At 73.8% G+C, this 18,872-nt stretch carries 16 protein-coding genes; 10 read left to right on the forward strand and 6 right to left on the reverse strand.

Features of this window, described 5'->3' with window-relative positions:
- Positions 1-31 precede the first annotated feature (31 nt).
- From RFN52_RS36995 to RFN52_RS37015, 5 genes are all read left to right on the forward strand, one after another.
- Positions 32-1,057 (forward strand): LacI family DNA-binding transcriptional regulator, encoded by a 1,026-nt coding sequence (locus RFN52_RS36995; RefSeq protein WP_184853290.1) that lies wholly within the window; start codon positions 32-34, stop codon positions 1,055-1,057.
- Positions 1,058-1,165: 108 nt separating this feature from the next.
- Positions 1,166-2,467, forward strand: a complete 1,302-nt coding sequence (locus RFN52_RS37000; protein WP_184853291.1) for an alpha/beta fold hydrolase — start codon at positions 1,166-1,168, stop codon at positions 2,465-2,467.
- A 50-nt stretch (positions 2,468-2,517) separates the two neighbouring features.
- Complete coding sequence (locus RFN52_RS37005; RefSeq protein WP_184853292.1) at positions 2,518-3,252, forward strand: PIG-L deacetylase family protein; 735 nt, start codon at positions 2,518-2,520, stop codon at positions 3,250-3,252.
- A gap of 33 nt (positions 3,253-3,285) precedes the next feature.
- Complete coding sequence (sigJ, locus tag RFN52_RS37010) at positions 3,286-4,197, forward strand: RNA polymerase sigma factor SigJ (RefSeq protein WP_184853293.1); 912 nt, start codon at positions 3,286-3,288, stop codon at positions 4,195-4,197.
- Positions 4,198-4,227: 30 nt separating this feature from the next.
- The gene (locus RFN52_RS37015; RefSeq protein WP_184853294.1) at positions 4,228-5,070 is read left to right on the forward strand and encodes a pentapeptide repeat-containing protein; all 843 of its coding nucleotides are present in this window, start codon (positions 4,228-4,230) and stop codon (positions 5,068-5,070) included.
- On the opposite strand, the gene RFN52_RS37020 is transcribed toward RFN52_RS37015, so the two are convergent.
- On the reverse strand, positions 5,032-6,528 hold the full coding sequence (locus RFN52_RS37020; protein WP_184853295.1) for a cytochrome P450: 1,497 nt from the start codon (positions 6,526-6,528) through the stop codon (positions 5,032-5,034). The genes RFN52_RS37015 and RFN52_RS37020 overlap by 39 nt on opposite strands.
- Positions 6,529-6,637: 109 nt before the next feature.
- Here RFN52_RS37020 and RFN52_RS37025 point away from each other — a divergent pair, with 109 nt between their 5' ends.
- The gene (locus RFN52_RS37025) at positions 6,638-7,246 is read left to right on the forward strand and encodes a TetR/AcrR family transcriptional regulator (RefSeq protein ID WP_184853296.1); all 609 of its coding nucleotides are present in this window, start codon (positions 6,638-6,640) and stop codon (positions 7,244-7,246) included.
- Positions 7,247-7,331: 85 nt separating this feature from the next.
- A complete protein-coding gene (locus RFN52_RS37030) occupies positions 7,332-8,060 on the forward strand; it encodes a DUF2470 domain-containing protein (RefSeq protein ID WP_184853297.1) in 729 nt (242 codons plus the stop codon).
- On the opposite strand, the gene RFN52_RS37035 is transcribed toward RFN52_RS37030, so the two are convergent.
- The 5 genes from RFN52_RS37035 to RFN52_RS37055 form a co-directional block, all read right to left on the reverse strand.
- A complete protein-coding gene (locus RFN52_RS37035) occupies positions 8,028-9,221 on the reverse strand; it encodes a lactonase family protein (protein ID WP_184854178.1) in 1,194 nt (397 codons plus the stop codon). The genes RFN52_RS37030 and RFN52_RS37035 overlap by 33 nt on opposite strands.
- Positions 9,222-9,312: 91 nt before the next feature.
- Positions 9,313-10,419, reverse strand: a complete 1,107-nt coding sequence (locus tag RFN52_RS37040) for a hypothetical protein (protein WP_184853298.1) — start codon at positions 10,417-10,419, stop codon at positions 9,313-9,315.
- Between the two features lie 102 nt (positions 10,420-10,521).
- A complete protein-coding gene (locus RFN52_RS37045) occupies positions 10,522-11,775 on the reverse strand; it encodes an FUSC family protein (RefSeq protein WP_184853299.1) in 1,254 nt (417 codons plus the stop codon).
- Between the two features lie 111 nt (positions 11,776-11,886).
- A complete protein-coding gene (locus RFN52_RS37050; protein WP_184853300.1) occupies positions 11,887-12,381 on the reverse strand; it encodes an FBP domain-containing protein in 495 nt (164 codons plus the stop codon).
- A 102-nt stretch (positions 12,382-12,483) separates the two neighbouring features.
- Positions 12,484-13,062, reverse strand: coding sequence for a PAS domain S-box protein (locus tag RFN52_RS37055; RefSeq protein WP_374050231.1), 579 nt, complete (start codon positions 13,060-13,062; stop codon positions 12,484-12,486).
- 221 nt (positions 13,063-13,283) lie between these two features.
- Between RFN52_RS37055 and RFN52_RS37060 the strand changes: the two genes are divergently transcribed.
- The 3 genes from RFN52_RS37060 (at position 13,284) to RFN52_RS37070 (ending at position 18,855) form a co-directional block, all read left to right on the forward strand.
- Positions 13,284-16,466: a cytochrome P450 gene (locus RFN52_RS37060; protein WP_184853301.1), complete on the forward strand. Its 3,183-nt coding sequence runs from the start codon at positions 13,284-13,286 to the stop codon at positions 16,464-16,466.
- Between the two features lie 31 nt (positions 16,467-16,497).
- Positions 16,498-17,472: a phosphotransferase family protein gene (locus tag RFN52_RS37065; protein WP_184853302.1), complete on the forward strand. Its 975-nt coding sequence runs from the start codon at positions 16,498-16,500 to the stop codon at positions 17,470-17,472.
- Positions 17,473-17,565: 93 nt separating this feature from the next.
- Positions 17,566-18,855 carry an ROK family transcriptional regulator gene (locus tag RFN52_RS37070; protein WP_184853303.1) on the forward strand — a complete coding sequence of 430 codons (1,290 nt, stop codon included), beginning with the start codon at positions 17,566-17,568 and terminating at the stop codon, positions 18,853-18,855.
- Positions 18,856-18,872 lie beyond the last annotated feature (17 nt).

Below are 18,872 nucleotides of genomic sequence, written 5' to 3' on the forward strand. Positions count from 1 at the left end.
CCCCTCGTCTCCCTCTGGAGGTCCCTGCCCGATGGCCCAGTCGGTGGGTATCAAGGACGTCGCCCGCGTCGCCGGAGTCTCCGTCGGCACGGTCTCGAACGTGATCAACCGCCCGGACACGGTCGCGACCGAGACCCGGGCCCGCGTGCTGTCCGCGATAGACCGGCTCGGCTACGTCCGCAGCGAGTCGGCCCGCCAGCTGCGCGCCGGCCGCAGCCGCATCATGGGGCTGCTCGTCCTCGACATGGGCAACCCCTTCTTCGTCGACGTGGCGCGCGGGGCCGAGCGCGCCGCCCGCCGGGCCGGGCTCGGCGTGATGGTCTGCAACAGCGCCCAGGACCCGGGCGAGGAGGCCGACTACCTGTCGCTCTTCGCCGAGCAGCGGGTGCGCGGCGTCCTGCTCACGCCCGCCGACGCGACCGGCCGCAACATCGAGGCGTTCCGCCGGCACGGGATCCCGTTCGTCCTGGTCGACCGGGTCGCCGAGGGCACCACCGAATGCTCCGTCTCCGTGGACGACGTGGCGGGCGGCGCCCTGGCCGTACGCCACCTCGTCGACGCCGGGCACCGCTCCCTCGCCTACGTCAGCGGCCCGCCCGGCCTGAACCAGGTCCGCGACCGGCGCACCGGCGCCCTCGAAGCGCTCGCCGAGGCCGGGCTCGGGCCCGACGCGCTGCGCGAGCTGCCCACCGAACGGCTGGACGTCGCCGCCGGCCGCGACGCCGGGGCCCGCCTGCTCGGCCTCGCCGACCGGCCGACCGCCGTGTTCTGCGCCAACGACCTGCTCGCCCTCGGCGTCCTGCAGGCCATGTACGCGGCCGGTGTCGACGTCCCCGACGACCTCGCCATCGTCGGCTACGACGACATCGAGTTCGCCGCCGCCGCTGCCGTCCCGCTCACCTCGGTGCGGCAGCCCGCCGTCACCATGGGCGCGATGGCCGCCGACCTCCTCCTGGAGGAGACGGAGGAGGAGAGCGAGGGGCGGGCACACGAGCACCGCAGGGTCGTCCTCCAGCCCGAGCTGGTGGTCCGCCGCTCCAGCCTGTCGGCCCGCTGAGTCTGAACCGCCGTTCAGCAAGGTTTCATGATCGAAGGGCTCACGAGCGGACGTTCGCTGTGATGAACTGGGACGCGGCCCGAAAATCCGTCCGTCCCGGGAGCCCTGTTGACCCACAGCTACCGCCAGCCCGGAGTCGTCCTCACCGACCGCCGCTTCACCGTCCCCCTCGACCACGACCGCCCCGGCGGCGAGACGATCGAGCTGTACGCCCGCGAGGTCGTCGCGAGCGACAAGACGCACCAGGACCTGCCGTGGCTGCTCTACCTCCAGGGCGGCCCCGGCTTCGGCGCGGACCGCTCCGTCGGCCGGCCGGGCTGGCTCGGCAGGGCCCTGAAGGAATACCGCGTCCTCCTCCTCGACCAGCGCGGCACCGGCCACAGCACACCCGCCAACCGCCAGACACTCCCGCTGCGCGGCGGCCCCGCCGAGCAGGCCGGCTACCTCACGCACTTCCGCGCCGACGCGATCGTCCGCGACTGCGAGGCCATCCGCGCCGAGGTCACCGGCGGCGCCCCCTGGACCGTCCTCGGCCAGAGCTTCGGCGGCTTCTGCGTGACCAGCTACCTCTCCCTCGCCCCCGAGGGCCTGGCGACGGCCGTGATCACCGGCGGTCTGCCCGCCCTGGACGCCCACGCCGACGACGTCTACCGGGCTGCCTTCCCGCGTATCGAACGCAAGGTCAGCGCCCACTACGCCCGCTACCCGCGGGACGCCGAACGCGCCCGCCGTATCGCCGACCACCTGCTGCACCACGACGTGGTCCTGGCCAACGGCTACCGGCTCACCGTCGAGGCCTTCCAGTCCCTCGGTATCGTCCTCGGCACCGGCGACGGCACCCACCGGCTGCACTACCTCCTGGAGAACGCCTTCGTCCGCACCCCGCAGGGCTTCACGCTCTCCGACGCGTTCCTGGAGCAGGCGCAGGCCATGCTCTCCTACGCCCGCCACCCGCTGTACGCCCTGATCCACGAGTCGATCTACGGCCAGGACGCCCGGCCCACCGACTGGTCGGCCGAGCGGGTCCGCGCCGAGTTCCCGCAGTTCGACGCCGCCAAGGCGCTCGCGGGCGACGAGCCCCTCCTCTTCACGGGAGAATCGATTCACCCCTGGATGTTCGAGTGCGACCCGGCCCTGCGCCCGCTGCGCGAGACGGCCGACCTGCTCGCCGCCCGCACCGACTGGACGCCCCTGTACGACCCGGCCCGCCTCGCCGCCAACGAGGTACCGGTCGTGGCGGCCGTCTACCACGACGACATGTACGTCGACACGGCCCACTCCCTGCGCACCGCCCGCACGATCCGGGGGCTGCGCACCTGGATCACGGACGAGTTCGAGCACGACGGCATCCGCACCGGCGGCCCCCGCGTCCTCGACCGGCTGCTGGCCCTCGTGCGGGACGAGGCGTGATGCCGCGCCGTACGCCCGTTGATGTCGGTGCCGCGGACTAGTCTGCGGACATGACGACCACTCAACTGCAGCCCATGCCCGGCGACTGGCGGCGTGCCCTCGCGGTCGTGGCACACCCGGACGACCTGGAGTACGGCTGCTCGGCGGCGATCGCGGCCTGGACCGACGAGGGCCGGGAGGTCGCCTACGTCCTCGCGACCCGGGGCGAGGCGGGCATCGACACCATCGAACCGGCGCGGTGCGGGCCGCTGCGCGAGCGGGAGCAGCGGGCGAGCGCGGCGGTGGTCGGCGTGTCGGAGGTGGAGTTCCTCGACCACGAGGACGGCGTCATCGAGTACGGCACCGCCCTGCGCCGCGACATCGCCGCCGCCATCCGCCGGCACAGGCCCGAGCTGGTCATCACGCTCAACCACCGCGACACGTGGGGCGGCGTCGCCTGGAACACCCCGGACCACGTGGCCGTCGGCCGGGCCGTGCTCGACGCGGCCGGCGACGCCGGCAACCGGTGGATCTTCCCCGACCTCGTCGAGCGGGGCCTCGACCCCTGGGACGGCGTGCGCTGGGTCGCGGTCGCGGGCTCCAGCACCCCCACCCACGCCGTCGACGCGACGGCCGGCATGGAGCGCGCGGTGGCCTCCCTGCTGGAACACCGCAGCTACATCGAGGTGTTGACCGACGAGGACCCGGAGACGTACGTGCGCGGATTCCTGGCGCAGCACGCGGAAAGGACGGGGGAGCGGTTCGGCGGCCGCCCCGCGGTGGCGTTCGAACTGTTCAGCAGATGACCAGCGGCTGACCGACAGACGACGGGGGAGACCATGACAGGGGACGAGGAACTGGCGCACCGGTTCGAGGAACACCGAGGACACCTCAAGGCGGTGGCCTACCGCATGCTCGGATCGCTCTCCGAGGCGGAGGACGCCGTCCAGGAGGCCTGGCTCAAGCTCAGCCGCACCGACACGGACGACATCCAGAACCTCGGCGGCTGGCTGACCACGGTGACCGGCCGAATCTGCCTGGACATGCTGCGCTCGCGCACCGCCCGCCGCGAGGAGCCGATGGGCGACACCCAGGACACCGCGCGGGCCTACGTCCCGGACCCGGTGCTCCGGCCCCTGTCCCGCATCGATCCGGCAGAGGAGGTGCTCCAGGCCGACTCCGTGGGCCTGGCCCTGCTCGTCGTCCTGGAGAACCTGACGCCCGACGAGCGGCTCACGTTCGTGCTGCACGACATGTTCGCCGTGCCGTTCGACGACATCGCGCCGATCGTGGAGCGCAACCCGGCCGCGACCCGGCAGCTCGCGAGCCGCGCCCGGCGCCGGGTGCGCGGTGCCACCCCGTCGGCCGAGCCGGACCTCGGCCGGCAGAAGCAGGTGCTCGACGCCTTCCTGGCCGCTTCGCGCGCCGGGGACTTCGAGGCGCTGGTGGCCGTACTGCACCCGGATGTGCTGCTGCGGGCCGACTCGGGCGCGCTCGTGCGGGGCGCGGCCGCCTCCAAGGTGGTCCAGGGCGCGAAGGCGGTGGCGGAGCAGGCGCTCATGTTCGCCCCGTTCACGCAGGCCGCGGAGCTGGTCCTGGTCAACGGCTCGGTAGGAATGGTCAACGCGCACAGGGGCCGCGTCCAGTCGGTCATGGGCGTCACGATCGTCGACGGCCGCATCACGGACATGTACATCCTGGCCGACCCCGCGCGGCTGGAACGTCTGGAGGTGCCCCGACCGGCGGTGTGACCGGAACGCGCCCGTCAGTTGTCGTTCCGTATGCTGAACGGCATGGGAGAACACCAGGCCGAGCAGGCGGACCTGCGCGGCGACTGCGAATCGTGCTTCGGGCTGTGCTGCGTCGCCCTGCCCTTCGCCGCCTCGGCCGACTTCGCGGTGGACAAGGCCGCCGGCACGCCCTGCCGCAACCTCCGGGAGGACCACCGCTGCGGCATCCACGCCCGGCTCCGGCAGAAAGGATTCACCGGCTGCACGGTCTACGACTGCTTCGGCGCCGGGCAGCAGGTCTCGCAGGTCACCTTCGGCGGGCGGGACTGGCGCACCGGGCCGCGGGAGGACGCCCGCCGCATGTTCGAGGTGTTCCCGGTGGTCAGGCAGCTGCACGAGCTGCTGTGGTACCTGACCGAGGCGCTCGCCCTGCCGGCGGCCCGTCCCCTTCGCGCCGAGCTGGACGAGGCCCTGCGGAAGACCCGGGAGCTCACCGCCGGAACACCCGGGGAACTCGCCGGGCTCGACGTGGCGGCGCACCGCCAGGAGGTCAACGTCCTGCTGCTCAGGACGAGCGAGCTGGCCAGGGCCGGCACCAAGGGCCGCAAGAAGGACCGCCGGGGCGCTGACCTCATGGGTGCCCGGCTCAGGGGCGCCGACCTGCGCGGTGCCAGCCTCCGCGGCGCCTACCTCATCGCCGCCGACCTCACCGGCGCGGACCTGCGGGGCGCCGACCTGATCGGCGCCGACCTGCGCGACGCGGACCTCACGGACGCCGATCTGACCGGCGCGTTCTTCCTCACCCAGCCGCAGCTGAACGCGGCGCGGGGGAGTGCCGGGACCCGGCTGCCCGGGTCAGTCGCCCGTCCCGGGCACTGGACGGCGCAGGTCTGACCCCGGCTCCCGCACCGGCGCGCGGCGCTCCGGGCGCAGCCGCAGGCCCTCCGGCATCAGCGTCAGCCGTTCCGTCACGCGCAGCCGGTAGGCCGGGTCGGCCCGCAGCTCGTAGCGCCGCAGCAGCAGCCCGAGCACCAGGGTGGCCTCGTGCAGCGCGAACTGGCGCCCGATGCATGCCCGGGCGCCCGTCCCGAACGGCTTGAAGGTGTGCGCAGGCCGGGACCGTACGGCCTGTGCGTCGAAGCGGTCGGGGTCGAACCGCTCGGCGTCCGGGCCCCACGCGTCGGGGTCCCGGTGCAGCATCGGCGTCAGCACCAGCGCCCACGCCCCGGGCCGCATGGGATGCTCCCCGGCCAGCACCGTGTCCTGCCGGGCCTGCCGGGAGAACGCGGGCGCCGTGGGCCACAGCCGCAGCGACTCGTCCAGCACCCGGCGGACGTAGCGCAGCCGGGCCACCTGCTCATAGGCGGGTTCCGCCGTGTCTCCCCACACCCGGTCCACCTCGGCGCGGGCCCGGGCGGCGATCTCGGGGTGGCGGGCGAGGTAGTGCAGGGCGAAGGAGAGCGCGCCGGAGGTCGTCTCGTGTCCGGCGACGAGGAACGTGATGACCTGGCGGCGGACGTTCTGGGGCGACAGCCGTTCCCCGGTGTCGGGGTGGGTCGTCTCCAGCATGCGGTCGAGCAGATCGCCGTCGCCGCCGCCGATGGCGCGCCGGGCCCGGACCAGTTCGTCGACCGTGTGGTTGAGGTGGGCGATGTCGGCCTCGTTGCGCCGGCTCGCGCTCCGCAGCAGCAGCGGGGCCAGCGGGAAGGGCACGGTGTTGAGCCGCTGCGCGTAGGTCAGCGTGCCCACCATCGCCGTCACGAAGGGATGCGGCCGGGAGCGCTCGAACGAACCGAAGTCGTGCCCGAAGCCGGTGCGCGCGATCGTCTCCAGGGTCAGCTTGGTCATGTCGCCGGGCACGTCCACCGCCCGGCCCGCGGCCGCCGCCCGGTCCCAGTGCTCCGTCAGCCGCTGCGCGACCGACAGCATCATCGGGTGGTAACCCGCCATGGCGTCGCGGCTGAACCCCGGCGCGAGCACGTCGTGGGCCAGCTGCCAGTTGGGCTCGTGGTTGTACGCGGTGAACAGGCCGTCCCCGGCGACCGGCCGCAGGTTGGCCACGCCGAGCCCCACGTGTTTGGCGAACCGCGACTCGTCAGCGAGGTCGGCCGCCTGCCGGGCACCCCAGACGAACACGAATTCCTTGCCGAACGCCTTCCGACGGAAGACCGGTCCCAGCCGGCGGGCGTAGCGCATCGACTCCTGCACGGGGGTGCTCCGGTTCACGCCGAGCACGTCACCGAGCAGCGGGACCCTGCGCGGCGGATGCGGAATGCGGTCCAGCTCCGGCCATCCCAGCTCGGCGCTGCGGAACCCCTTGGGCTCCCCGGTCCGTATCGGCGCCTGGGTCATGACGCGATCTCCCTTGATCCGGCGGCGGGTTCGCACGTGTTGTACGTGGGTTCAATAGCGCGCTTCAGTCTGGTCCCGTTGTTGAACCGACGTCAAGTAAAGTGCGGGCATGGCCGCGAACCAGGGCGGGCGCACGCGCCGCCGGCTCAGTACCGAGGAGCGCCGGGAGCAGCTCCTGTCGGTCGGGGCGCGGCTGTTCTCGGAGAGCCCCTACGACGACGTGTGGATCGAGCAGGTCGCCGAGATCGCGGGGGTGTCGCGCGGGCTGCTGTACCACTACTTCCCGACCAAACGGGACTTCTTCGCGGCGGTCGTCGAGCGCGAGAGCGAGCGCATGCTGCGCATGACGGCGGCGGTGCCCGGCGTGCCGGTACGCGAGCAACTCGCGGCAGGCCTTGAGGCGTTCCTGGAGTACGTCCAGGCGCACGCGCACGGCTATCGGGCCTTCCACCGCGCCGACGCGGCCGGGGACCAGGCGGTGCGGCGGGTCTACCAGCGGGCCCTGGCCGCGCAGGAGCGGCAGATCCTCGCCGCGCTGGCCGCGGACCCCGAGTTCGGCCCTGCCTTCGAGGAGCGGCCGGAGATCCGGCTGGCCGTGCGCGGCTGGCTGGCGTTCACCACGGCCGTCTGTCTGGAGTGGCTGCGCGGCACGGAGTTGGGCCGGGCGCAGGTGCGTGAGCTGTGCGCACGCGCCCTGCTGGGCGTCCTCACTGTCTGAAAGCTCTTGCAAAGACCGCGTGACGTGGTTGGCGTGCACTCCGATCTTCGATAGGTTAGGTGAGGCTTACCTAAGGAGGTCTGGGATGGGTGACGACAGCCACAGCTGGACGGCGGCTCCCGCCGCGGCGGAACGGGCGCGCTCGGTGCTCGCCGCCGCGTGGTCCTGCGCCGTGACCGCGGAGGGCACGAAGGAGGAACTGGTCGGCGCGCACACCGTGGGCGAGGACGGCCGCGTGTACGTGGACGTGCCCGAGGACAGCGCCCTGCTCGCGGCCGCGATCTGCGCGCCCCGCGGCGAGCCGTCCGCGGTGCTGGAGTTCGCCGACGTCGCGCCCGTCCCGGTCCGCAACCGGATCCGCGCCCGGCTGTGGCTCGCGGGCTGGTTCGCCGTCGAGGGCGAGCGGCTCGCCTTCACGCCCACGCGTGTCGTGCTGCGGCAGCCGTCCGGCTCCGTGGTCGTGGACCTCGGCGAGTTCGCCGCCGCCGCGCCCGACCCGCTCACCACGGCCGAGGCCCGGCTGCTGACCCACCTCGCCGACTGCCACGCCGACGCGGTCGAGCGGCTCACCCGGCTCGTCGACTCCGACAGCCTGCACGGCGCGGTCCGCGTCCAGCCCCTCGCCGTCGACCGGCACGGGCTGACGCTGCGCATCGAACGCGCCCGTGCCCACGGCGACGTACGCCTCGCCTTCCACGCGCCCGCCGACGACGTCGCACAGCTCACCGAGCGCATGCACATCCTGCTCGGCCAGGCCAGTGCCGCGTCGTGCCCGCGGGCCCTACAGCGGCAGCGCACAGACGGCGACGGGTGAGGGGAACGCTTCGCCCGCGCGCCGCAGTCCGCCGTCGGCCCCGTCCACGTGGAAGACGGTGACGGTGGAGGACTTCTGATTCGCCGCGAACAGCAGCGTGCCGTCCGGCGAGAAGGCGATCTGCCGTGGGAAGTCCCCGCCCACCGGCACCGTGCCGAGCAGCCTGAGCCGGGCGCCGTCCGCCTCGACGGCGTAGCGGGTGAGGCTGTTGTGGCCCCGGTTGGCGAGAAAGGCGTGGCGGCCGTCGGCGGTCACCAGGATCTGCGCCGGGTAGTTCGTGCCCGAGCCCGTACCCGTGGACTGCGCCTCGCCGACCTCCACCCGGCCGGAGGCCGGGTCGTACGAGCAGACCGCCACCGTGTTGTCGACCTCGTTGGCGAGGTACGCGTACCGGCCGCCCGGGTGGAACGTGAGGTGCCGCGGCCCCGCGCCCGGCCGGGTCCGCGCCTGCGCGACCTCGGTGAGCGTGCCGGCCTTGTCGTCGAGCCGGTACGTGTAGACGGTGTCGGTCCCCAGATCGACGGCGAGGACATGGCCCCCGTCCGGGCTCGTGACGAACTGGTGGGCGTGCGGGCCCTCCTGGCCCGGGCCGGGTGGCGGAACGGTGTGCCGGACGAGGCCGGTGCGCTCGCCCAGGGCGCCCGAGGCGTCGATGGGATGCACGGCCACACTGCCCGACCCGTAGTTCGCGCTGAGCAGCCAGCGCCCGCCCGGATGCACCGACAGGTGGCAGGGGGCCGCCCCGCCCGTCCCCCGGCTGCCCAGGACCTTCCGGTCGGCCAGCCGGACGGCGGTCACGGCACCGTTGTCGCGCTCGTCCACGGCGTACAGCGTGCGGCGGTCCGGGTGGAGCGCGAGATACGACGGGTCACCGACGCCGGTGATGGTGCCGCTGCCGGTGATCCGGCCCGTCGCCGCGTCGTACGTGGCCAGGCCGATGCCCTTGCCGCCGCCCTCGACGGACGTGTAGGTGCCGAGGTACAGCGGACGGGGCCCGGAGGGGCGGCGGGCCTCCCGCGACGCGCTCGTCCCCGCCGCGGGCTCGGGGGCCGGAGTCGTCGCCGGTGCGGGTGCGTTGTCACAGGCCGGCAGCGCCGCCGCGGCGGCCCCGCCCGCCAGTGCGCCGACGAACCGGCGCCTGCTCCAGCCACCACTGTCCATGTCGCCCCTCAGGTCGTCACTCGTCCCCGTCGTGACAGCCACCCTGACGTTTCCGGGCCGCCGAGTGCAACAACGGCAGGGCCCCGGCCGCCTACCAGTCCCCGTCCTCGACCGGTTTGCCCGGGGCGTCCTTGAGCTGATGAGTCTGCCCCGGCGTGGGCGGCTGCCAGGGCTCGTGGTCATCGCCGAGCCAGTCGCCGACCGGCTTCACGGACTGGAGGGTGCCGGTGGGGGCCACGTCCTGCGCGTCCTCGTCGTAGTAGTCGAACCAGGGCAGGCCCGCCCGGGTGTACGCGGCCCGGTCGACCGGCGACGGCGGTGCGGCCTCGCCGGTGATGCGGCGCCACTCCGGGGGAGTCACCAGGTGGACGAAGACCCGGCCCGCGGGCCGTTCCGACCAGTCCGTCAGCGGCCGGTCGTCCTGGTAGACCTCCTGCCGCAGGGATCCGCCGACGCCCAGACCCATCGCCGCGGCGGCACGGGGCGCGCTCGCCGGAGCTGCTCCCGCGGCCGGCGCCGGAACCGAACCGGGCGCGGGCGGTGCCGCCATGGGCATCGGGGCGCCGAAGCCGGCCGAGACGGGCGGTGCCGCCATGGGCATCGCCGCGCCGTACCCACTCGGCGGCTGCATCGACCGCTGCCGCTCCGCCCGCTCCCGCTCCTCCGCACGCCACCGCGCCAGCTCCCCGTCGTTCAGCGCGAAGGACTGAAGCTGGACCCCGCCCCACACCTCCTCGCCCGTGACCTGCCCCTCCACGGTGGCGCCCAGGCCGAGCGGGACGGCCACGAACTGCCGGACCGTGCCCGTGCCGGAGTTGATGCCGTCCAGCCAGGGCTGGCGGGGGAGCACCACGTAGTTCTGCGGGCCGCGGGCAAGACGGCCGCTCCAGGGCCGGCCCGAGACCGCGCACACCTTGCCGACGCCGACCTGGAGCGCGGCCGGTTCCGAGGTGCCCGCGAAGCTCAGCCACATCGCCTCGCGCAGATACACCGGCAGCATCACACCGCCGCGCGCCCGCCACGCCTCGGGAACCCTGTCCCCGTAGTCCGCGACCCGCCGCACCGGGAACTCGCCGAGTCCCGGGGGCAGGGGATGGGTGCCGGTCTCCGGCAGGCGCAGGGTACGGATGAACCGCACGGCGACCCCGCCCGGCAGCCGCAGTGTGTTCCCGTCGATCCGCACGCTCGTCTCAGTCATCGGCCCGCTCCTCGCCTCAGGTGCCGGCCCCCTGCCGGCGTTCCCCTCAGGGGTCCTTTCCCTATGAGCGACCTGATCGGTCGCTCATAGGGAAAGGACCCCTCAGCGAGAACGCCCGCCGAACCCCGCGCGGTTCCGCCACATCTGTTCCGTGACGCCCAGCCGCTCCCGCAGCCGCGTCAGACGGGGCATCCGGGCGCGCTGCTCGCGCGACACACGGTCCAGTTCCTCGAACAGACGCCGGGTGCGGTGCTCGGTGTCGAGTTCGTCGAGGATGCGGTTGACCTCCGTCAGGACGGCTCCCGGCAGCTGCCAGTGCCCGGGCGTCCGCTCGGCCTCCTCGCGGAGCAGCAGGGCCAGTTTGTCGCGGGTGCCCGCCGCGGTGCGCAGTTCCGCGGCGAGACGCTCCTCCGCCGACTCGGCGCTCGTGCTGAGGTGGGTGGTCACCAGCACGGCGAAGCTCACCACGGCGTCGGCGATCTCGGACAGCAGCTGCTCCAGGGCGGCGCCCGTCTCGGCCTCGAACAGCGGCTCGGGTTGGCGTTCCTTCGCGAGGTCGGTGAGGGAGCGGGCGAGGACCCGCAGGACGACCGTGCAGATCTCCAGGGTGTCCAGGCCGGTGCGCAGCACCACCCGGTGCAGCACGCTGTCCTGCACGCGCGGGTTGAGCCGCAGGCTGTCCTCGGCCTGGCGGAGGGCCGCGTCCACCTCGACGATGTCGTGGTCCAGACGGCGCGCCTCGTGCAGCTGCTTCTCCGCGCGGTCCACGGGCGTGCCGCCGGCGGCCTCCTCGCCCATGCGCAGCATCAGCTGCCGCAGCCGCCGGGCCAGGTCCCCGATCGACTCGCCCGCCTCCTCCACCCACACCGGCGGAGCCAGCAGCAGGTTGCAGGCGAGACCGACGACCGCCCCGATCAGCGTCTCCACCACCCGGGCCCAGGCGGTGTCCCCGACGCTGGTGACGCCGAGGACGAGCATCGCGCTGATCGCGACCTCGGGTACGTACTCCTCCACCCGGACCAGCCGCCCCACGGCCAGCGAGGCCACCAGGAGCAGCGCCAGGCTCCACCAGGTCAGGCCCACCAGCAGGCTGAACGCGATGGCGAGGAGAACGCCGGTCACCACGGCGTTCACCCGCCGGAAGCCGTTGGTGAGCGTGGCGTACAGCGTCACCTGGACGACCAGAAGGGCCGTCAGGGGAGCGGTGAGGGGCGCCGCCTCGGGGCTCAGGCGCAGCGCGATGACGTAGGCGATCGTCGCCGCGGTCGCGGACCGCAGCGTCTGGACGACCACGGGATCACGGCGCTTCCTGACGATCCGCCCGGCCTGCGCCGTCCACGCACGTACCTCTCGCATCCTCGGGCTGTTCCCCTTCCCCGGCGCATCGAACGCATCCGTCGAACACGTCCGTGAAGGACGCTCACGAAGGACGTTAGTGCCGGGGCAGACCACGGGCGACCGAGGGGCTCAGGCGTACACCTTGTCGAGGAAGGCGGCCAGATGGCCCGTGGTCCGCGCGATCTGCTCCTCCACGGTGAGGCTCTCCTCGAACCGGGATCCGGTCTCCAGCGGCTTCTTCCCGCGTACGTACAGGGAACAGGCGAGGTCGGTGCACATGTACGCCCCGACGGAGTTGCCCTCACGCCCGGCCGCCCCGGCCTTGCGGGCGGTCATCAGCGAGACCCCGCCCCGCGGGTGGGTCGTCAGGCACAGCGAGCACATGCTGCGGTGCAGGAACCCGCGCTGCGCGGCCTGGAACCGCATCGACACGCCGACGAGCCGCCCCGCCCGCCCGGTCACCAGATAGCTCCGGTCGGGCGCCCCCGGATCACGCCACCCGAGGAAGTCGAGATCGTCCCAGGGGCGCGCGTCGAGGTCCCGGGGCACGGCCAGGCGCTTGGCCTCGCCCTTCGAGCAGTTGATGAAGGAGGCGCGGATGTCCTGTTCGGTGAGGGGCTGCACGGGAGGGCTCCTGGGAGGTGTCGTCGCGAAACCTAGGGGTCCTAGGTTTGTGGGCCAGGTCAGGGTAGACAGCCTCGGCGCGGGGAGGCGACCGGATTTCCGTCAGGCCTCGTCGTCCGGGACGCCCGGCGGCCACACTCCGGGGGCCAGCACCCCCAGCGCGTACGCCCGGGCCACCAGTTCCGTGCGGTTGGACGCGCCCCAGCGGGACGACAGGCGGCGCAGATGGTAGGTCACCCCGTCCGTGGTGAGGGCCGTCTCCCGGGCTGCCCGGGCCGTGGTGGCGCCGGCGGCCAGAAGCGCCAGGATCCGGGCCTCCATCGAGGTGACCGGCGCCCCCGGAGCGGGTGCGGCGGGGGAGGGGGCGCGTTCGGCGTCCACCCGGAGCATCACCAGCAGCGCGGGGGTGTCCTCCACCGTGTCGCTGACCGGATCCGCCGTCAGTTCGCCGTAGCGCTCCACACCGCCCGGGGCCCGCCAGCGCACCGACACCTGGTAGCGCGACCGGTGGCGCAGGCGCAGCGCCTGCGCGATGCGCTCCACCTGGGTGGCCTCGCGCGGGCTGAACAGCTCCAGCACGTCACGGCCGCGCAGCCGCCCCGGCGTCGTACCGCACTCCGCGGCCATGGCCGGATTGGCCAGCAGTACCGCCCCGTAGACGTCGCACACCGCGACCGGCATCGCGATCCGGTCGAACAGCAGCAGGGCGCGGTTGCGCCACGTCACGGCCTCCTGCCGGGCCAGGTCCACGAGCCTCTCCTGCCATGCCGGGCCGCCCCCGCGCAAGAGCGGCACGTCTGCTCCCCCTACACAATCATGTAGGGCCACGGCGCCGCCCCCCGGGCCCGGTGGATCACGCTGGAGCGCAGTACTTCCGTACCGCGAAAGGCAGTTGCCGCGTCATGCCCCCCACCGGACAGAACCCCCCGACCGCCGACGCCCTCCCGGGCGTCCCCGTCGCCGACATCTCCGCCACCGGGCCCGGCGGTGCGCCCGTCCAGCAGGCCATGGACCTGATGCGCGAGCACGGGCCCGTGTTCGTGCGTCGGCTGTACGGGCGGGACACCCTGTTCGTGGGCGACCTGGACCTCGTGGCCGACCTCGCGGACGAGCAGCGGTTCGCCAAGCACATCGGGCCCGGTCTGGAGAACGTCCGGGAGTTCGCCGCCGACGGCCTGTTCACCGCGTACAACGACGAGCCCAACTGGGCCAAGGCGCACGACATCCTGATGCCCGCCTTCGCGCTGGGCTCGATGCGCACCTACCACCCCGTGATGCTGAAGGTGGCCCGCCGGCTCATCGCGTCCTGGGACCGCGACGCCCGCGCCGGACGGCCGGTGAACGTCCCCGACGACATGACCCGCATGACGCTCGACACCATCGGACTCACCGGGTTCGGCTACGACTTCGGCTCCTTCGAGCGGGCCGAGCCGCACCCCTTCGTCGAGTCGATGGTCCGCTGCCTGGAGTGGAGCATGACCCGCCTGGCACGTGTCCCCGGCCAGGACTACTCGGCGCAGGACGCGGCCTTCCGCGACGACTCCGCCTATCTCGCCCGGGTCGTCGACGACGTCATCGCCGCGCGCACCGGCACCGACCAGAGCGACGCCGACGACCTCCTCGGGCTGATGCTCACCGCCGAGCACCCGGCCGACGGCACCACACTCGACACCGCCAACATCCGCAACCAGGTCATCACCTTCCTGATCGCCGGCCACGAGACCACCTCCGGCGCCATGTCCTTCGCGCTGTACTACCTCGCCAAGCACCCCACCGCCCTCCAGCTGGTGCAGCGCGAGGCCGACGAGCTGTGGGGCGACCAGACCGACCCCGAGCCCACGTACGACGAGGTCGGCAGGCTCACCTACACCCGCCAGGTGCTCAACGAGGCCCTGCGGCTCTGGCCCACGGCCGCCGTGTTCTCCCGGCAGGCCCGCGAGGACACCCTGCTCGGCGGGCGCATCCCGCTGCGCGCCGGACAGTCCGCCCTGGTCCTCGCGCCGATGCTGCACCGGCAGCCCGTGTGGGGCGACAACCCCGAGCTGTTCGACCCCTCCCGCTTCACGCCCGAGGCGGAGGCCGAGCGGCCGGTGCACGCCTTCAAGCCGTTCGGCACCGGCGAGCGGGCCTGCATCGGACGGCAGTTCGCGCTGCACGAGGCGACCATGCTGCTGGCCATGCTCGTCCACCGCTACCGGCTGCGCGACCACGCCGACTACCGGCTCACGGTCAAGGAGACCCTCACCCTCAAGCCCGAGGGCTTCACCCTCGCGCTCGCGCCGCGCACCTCCGCCGACCGCGTCCACACGCCGCTGCCCGGAGCCGCCCCCGCCAAGGACGCCGAGTCGCCCGAGCCGCAGGGCCTGCCCACCCGCGTCCGCCCCGGCACCGCCGCCCTGTTCCTGCACGGCAGCAACTACGGCACCTGCCGCGACTTCGCCGCACAACTCGCCGACGAGGCCGCCGCGATCGGCTGCGCCACCGAGGTGGCACCCCTCGACACCTACGCGGGCGGCCTGCCCGCCGACCGGCCCGTCGTCATCACCGCCGCCTCCTACAACGGCCGCCCCACCGACGACGCCACCGCCTTCGCCGCCCGGCTGGAGGAGAGCCACGACCTGTCCGGCGTGACGTACGCCGTCCTCGGCGTCGGCGACCGCAACTGGGCCGCCACCTACCAGCACGTCCCCACCCGCATCGACGAGCGACTCGCCGCGTCCGGCGCCGCCCGGCTGCTGGAGCGTGCCGCGGTCGACGCCTCCGGCGACCTCACCGGCACCGTCCGCGCCTTCACGGCCGCCCTGCGCACCGCCCTCCTGGAGCGCTACGGCGACCCGGACGCCACCACCCAGGACTTTGAGCCTGCCACCGCCTACGAGGTCCGCACCCTGACCGGCGGCCCGCTGGACGCCCTCGCCGACCGGCACGGCCTCGTCCCCATGCGCGTCACCGAGGCCCGCGACCTCACCGCGCCCGGCCACCCGCGCCGCAAGCGGTTCGTCCGTGTGGCGCTGCCCGACGGCGTCACCTACCGCACGGCCGACCACCTCACCGTGCTGCCCGCCAACGCCCCGGACCTCGTCACCCGCGCCGCCGCCGCGCTCGGCGCCGACCCCGACACCGTCCTCGACATCCGCGCCACCCGCCCGCGCCGCGACGGCATCGCCGTCGACCGGCCCGTGACGGTACGGCAGCTCCTCGCCCACCACGTGGAGCTGCAGGAGCGCCCCAGCGCCGGGCAGCTGGCCGCGCTCGCCGCCGCCAACCCGTGCCCGCCGGAGCGCACGGCCCTGGCCACCCTCACCGACGACCCGCGCACCCTCGTGGAGATCCTGGAGGACCACCCGGCGCTGCGCGGCGCCCTGGACTGGCCGCGGCTCCTCGACCTCCTCACCCCGCTGCGCCCGCGCCACTACTCCGTCTCCTCCTCGCCGGCCGTCGACCCCGGCCACGTGGACCTGATGGTCTCGCTGCTGGAGGCACCCGCCCGCTCCGGCAAGGGCATCTACCGCGGCACAGGCTCCGGACACCTGGCCACCGTGGAACCCGGTGACACGCTGTACGCGCGCGTGCAGCCGTGCCGGGAGGCCTTCCGCATCGACGTCACCGGCGACCCGGCACCGGTCGTCATGGTCGCGGCGGGCACCGGCCTCGCCCCGTTCCGCGGTGTCATCGCCGACCGTACGGCGGCCGTCGCGGCGGGCGCCGAACTCGCCCCGGCCCTGTGCTACTTCGGCTGCGACGCCCCCGACGCGGACTTCCTGCACGCCGCGGAGCTGCGCGCCGCCGAAACCGCCGGAGCCGTCTGTCTGCGCCCCGCGTTCAGCGAGACCCCCGAGGGCGAGGTGCGGTTCGTGCAGCACCGGATCGCCGCCGAGGCCGAGGAGGTCTGGGGCCTGCTGGACGCCGGAGCGCGGGTGTACGTCTGCGGAGACGGTTCGCGGATGGCGCCCGGGGTGCGGGAGGCGTTCCGTACGCTGTTCCGGAAGCACACACCGGGCGCCGACGAGAGGGCCGCCGAGCAGTGGCTCGACGGGCTGATCGCGGACGGGCGTTACACCGAGGACGTGTACGCCGCCGGCTGACCGCGGACACAGGGGGAGGGGTGGGCACACGGTGGTGGACTCCTGGGAACGGGCCCGGCACGTCCTTCAGGAGGCGGGTCTGGACCCCGGCCGCCTCGCCCACCTCGCCCCCATGACCGGCGGCACGTACAACACCGTCGAGGAACTGCGCCTGACCGACGGCAGCCGCTACGTGCTGAAGGTCCCGCCCCCCGCGGTCGTCCCCGGCCTGCGGCACGAGCGTGAACTGCTGGTCTCGGAGGCCGAGTTCTACCGCTCGGCCGCCCGCGTCGAGGTCACCGCACCGCAGCTGGTGTCCATGGGCGACGGCTTCCTGCTGATGACGGCCTGCCCGGGCGACCCGTGGGACGGCACGCTCACCGACGCCGAGCGCGCATCCCTGCGGACGGAGCTGGGACGCCAGGTGGCCCGGCTGCACCGCGTGACGGGCCCCGGCTTCGGCTACCCCTCCGGCGCCCTCGGCCCGCTCTGCCCCGACTGGCGGACGGCGTTCACGGGGATGATCGACGCCGTCCTGGACGACGCCCGGCGCTACGGCGCCCGGCTGCCCCGTCCCGTCGACGAGGTGGCCCGGACCGCCGCGTCCGCGTACGGCGCGCTCGACGAGGTCACCGTCCCGTGCCTGGTCCACTTCGACCTGTGGCGGGGCAACATCCTCGTCGACCGCCCGGAGGGAGAGGCCCGTATCGGGGGGCTCATCGACGGGGAGCGCATGTTCTGGGGCGACCCCCTCGCCGACTTCGTGTCCCTGGCGCTGCTGGGCGACATCAGGAACGACGAGGAGTTCCTGGCCGGGTACCGGGAGGCCGGCGGACGGGCCCGCTTCGGCACACCGGCCCGTCTGCGCCTCGCCCTGTACCGCGCCTATCTGTACCTGATCATGCTGACCGAGACGATTCCCCGCCGGGCCGGCGAGGAGCAGGAGCGCTGGGTGCAGGAGAGGGTCGCCCCGGAACTCCTCGCGGCCCTGGACGAGATCGCGGAGGCCGCCGGGCCCACCGGTTAGCTCACATCATGAAATAAGGGGTGGGGGAAGGGCGCGCCACGCCCGGACCGGACGGTATGTTGCAGGTCGGACAGGGGATGCGAAGGGAGCCTCATGGCGGCGGGGAACGGGCGCACGGTACGCGATCTCAGGCGGGCCAACCGCACGGCCGTGCTGCAACGGCTCTACTTCGACGGCCCGCTCAGCCGCTTCGAACTCGGCCCTGCGACCGGCCTGAGTTCCGGATCCGTCAGCAACGTCGTCGCCGACCTGGTCGCCGACGGACTGGTCGAGGAGGCCGGAAGCGTCGACTCCGACGGCGGCCGCCCCCGCACCCTGCTGCGCGTCGCACCCGGCAGCGGCCACATGATCGGCGTCGACGTCGGCGAGACCCGGGTCCGCGTCGAGCTGTTCGACCTCACCCTCACCGAACTCGCCCGCGCGGAGCACCCGCTCACCCCGCAGCGGTACGAGGTCGAGGTCATCGTCGGCCACATCCGCCAGGGCATCGCCGAGGTGCTGGACACCGCGGGTCTCGCGCCCGAGCGGCTCCTCGGCGTCGGCATCGGCGTCCCCGGCATCGTCGAGCGCACCCCCGACCGCGGCGCGCTCGTGCACGGGCAGACCATCGGCTGGGACGCCGTCCCGCTGGAGGCCCTGCTCCGCGCCGGTTCCCCGCTGCCGGACACCGTCCCGTACTCCATCGACAACGGCGCCAAGACGCTGGGCCAGGCCGAGATGTGGTTCGGCGCCGGACGCGGCGCCCGCAACGCCGTCGTCGTCCTGTTCGGCTCCGGCGTCGGCGCCAGCCTCGTCACCCCGGACGTGGAGCAGGGCCGCGCCGTCGAATGGGGGCATCTGACCGTACGGGTCCGGGGCCGCCGCTGCCGGTGCGGGGCGCTCGGCTGCCTGGAGGCCTACGCGGGCGCCGAGTCGCTGCTCGCCCGCTGGCGGGAGGAAGGCGGCCGGGCCCCCGACGGCACCGACGAGGAGACCGCCCTCACCACGATGCTCGCCGCCGCCCACCCGCCCGAGGGCGTCGCGGCCGACCCCGTCGCGCTGGCCGTCCTGGAGGAGACCGCCGAGTACCTGGGCGCGGGCCTGTCCGACCTGATCAACCTCTTCCAGCCCGAGCGCATCCTCATCGGCGGCTGGGCCGGCCTGGCGCTCGGCGCCCGCTTCCTGCCCGCCGTACGCCGCCACGCCATGTCGTACGCGCTGCGCCACCCCGCCGGAAAGGTGACCGTCGAGCTGGGGCGGCTCGGGCCCGACGCGGTCACGGTCGGTGCCGCGATCCTGCCGCTCGCCGACTTCTTCGCACGCGGCGGGCGGCGCCCCGACCCGGCGCCGGAGTGCCCGCTCCCGGCCTGGCGCACGGCGCTCCAGGAGCGGACCCCGCGCTGAGGTTTCGCCGATCACCG

Origin of the sequence: Streptomyces collinus, from assembly GCF_031348265.1 — a bacterium.
GTDB lineage: Bacteria > Actinomycetota > Actinomycetes > Streptomycetales > Streptomycetaceae > Streptomyces > Streptomyces collinus.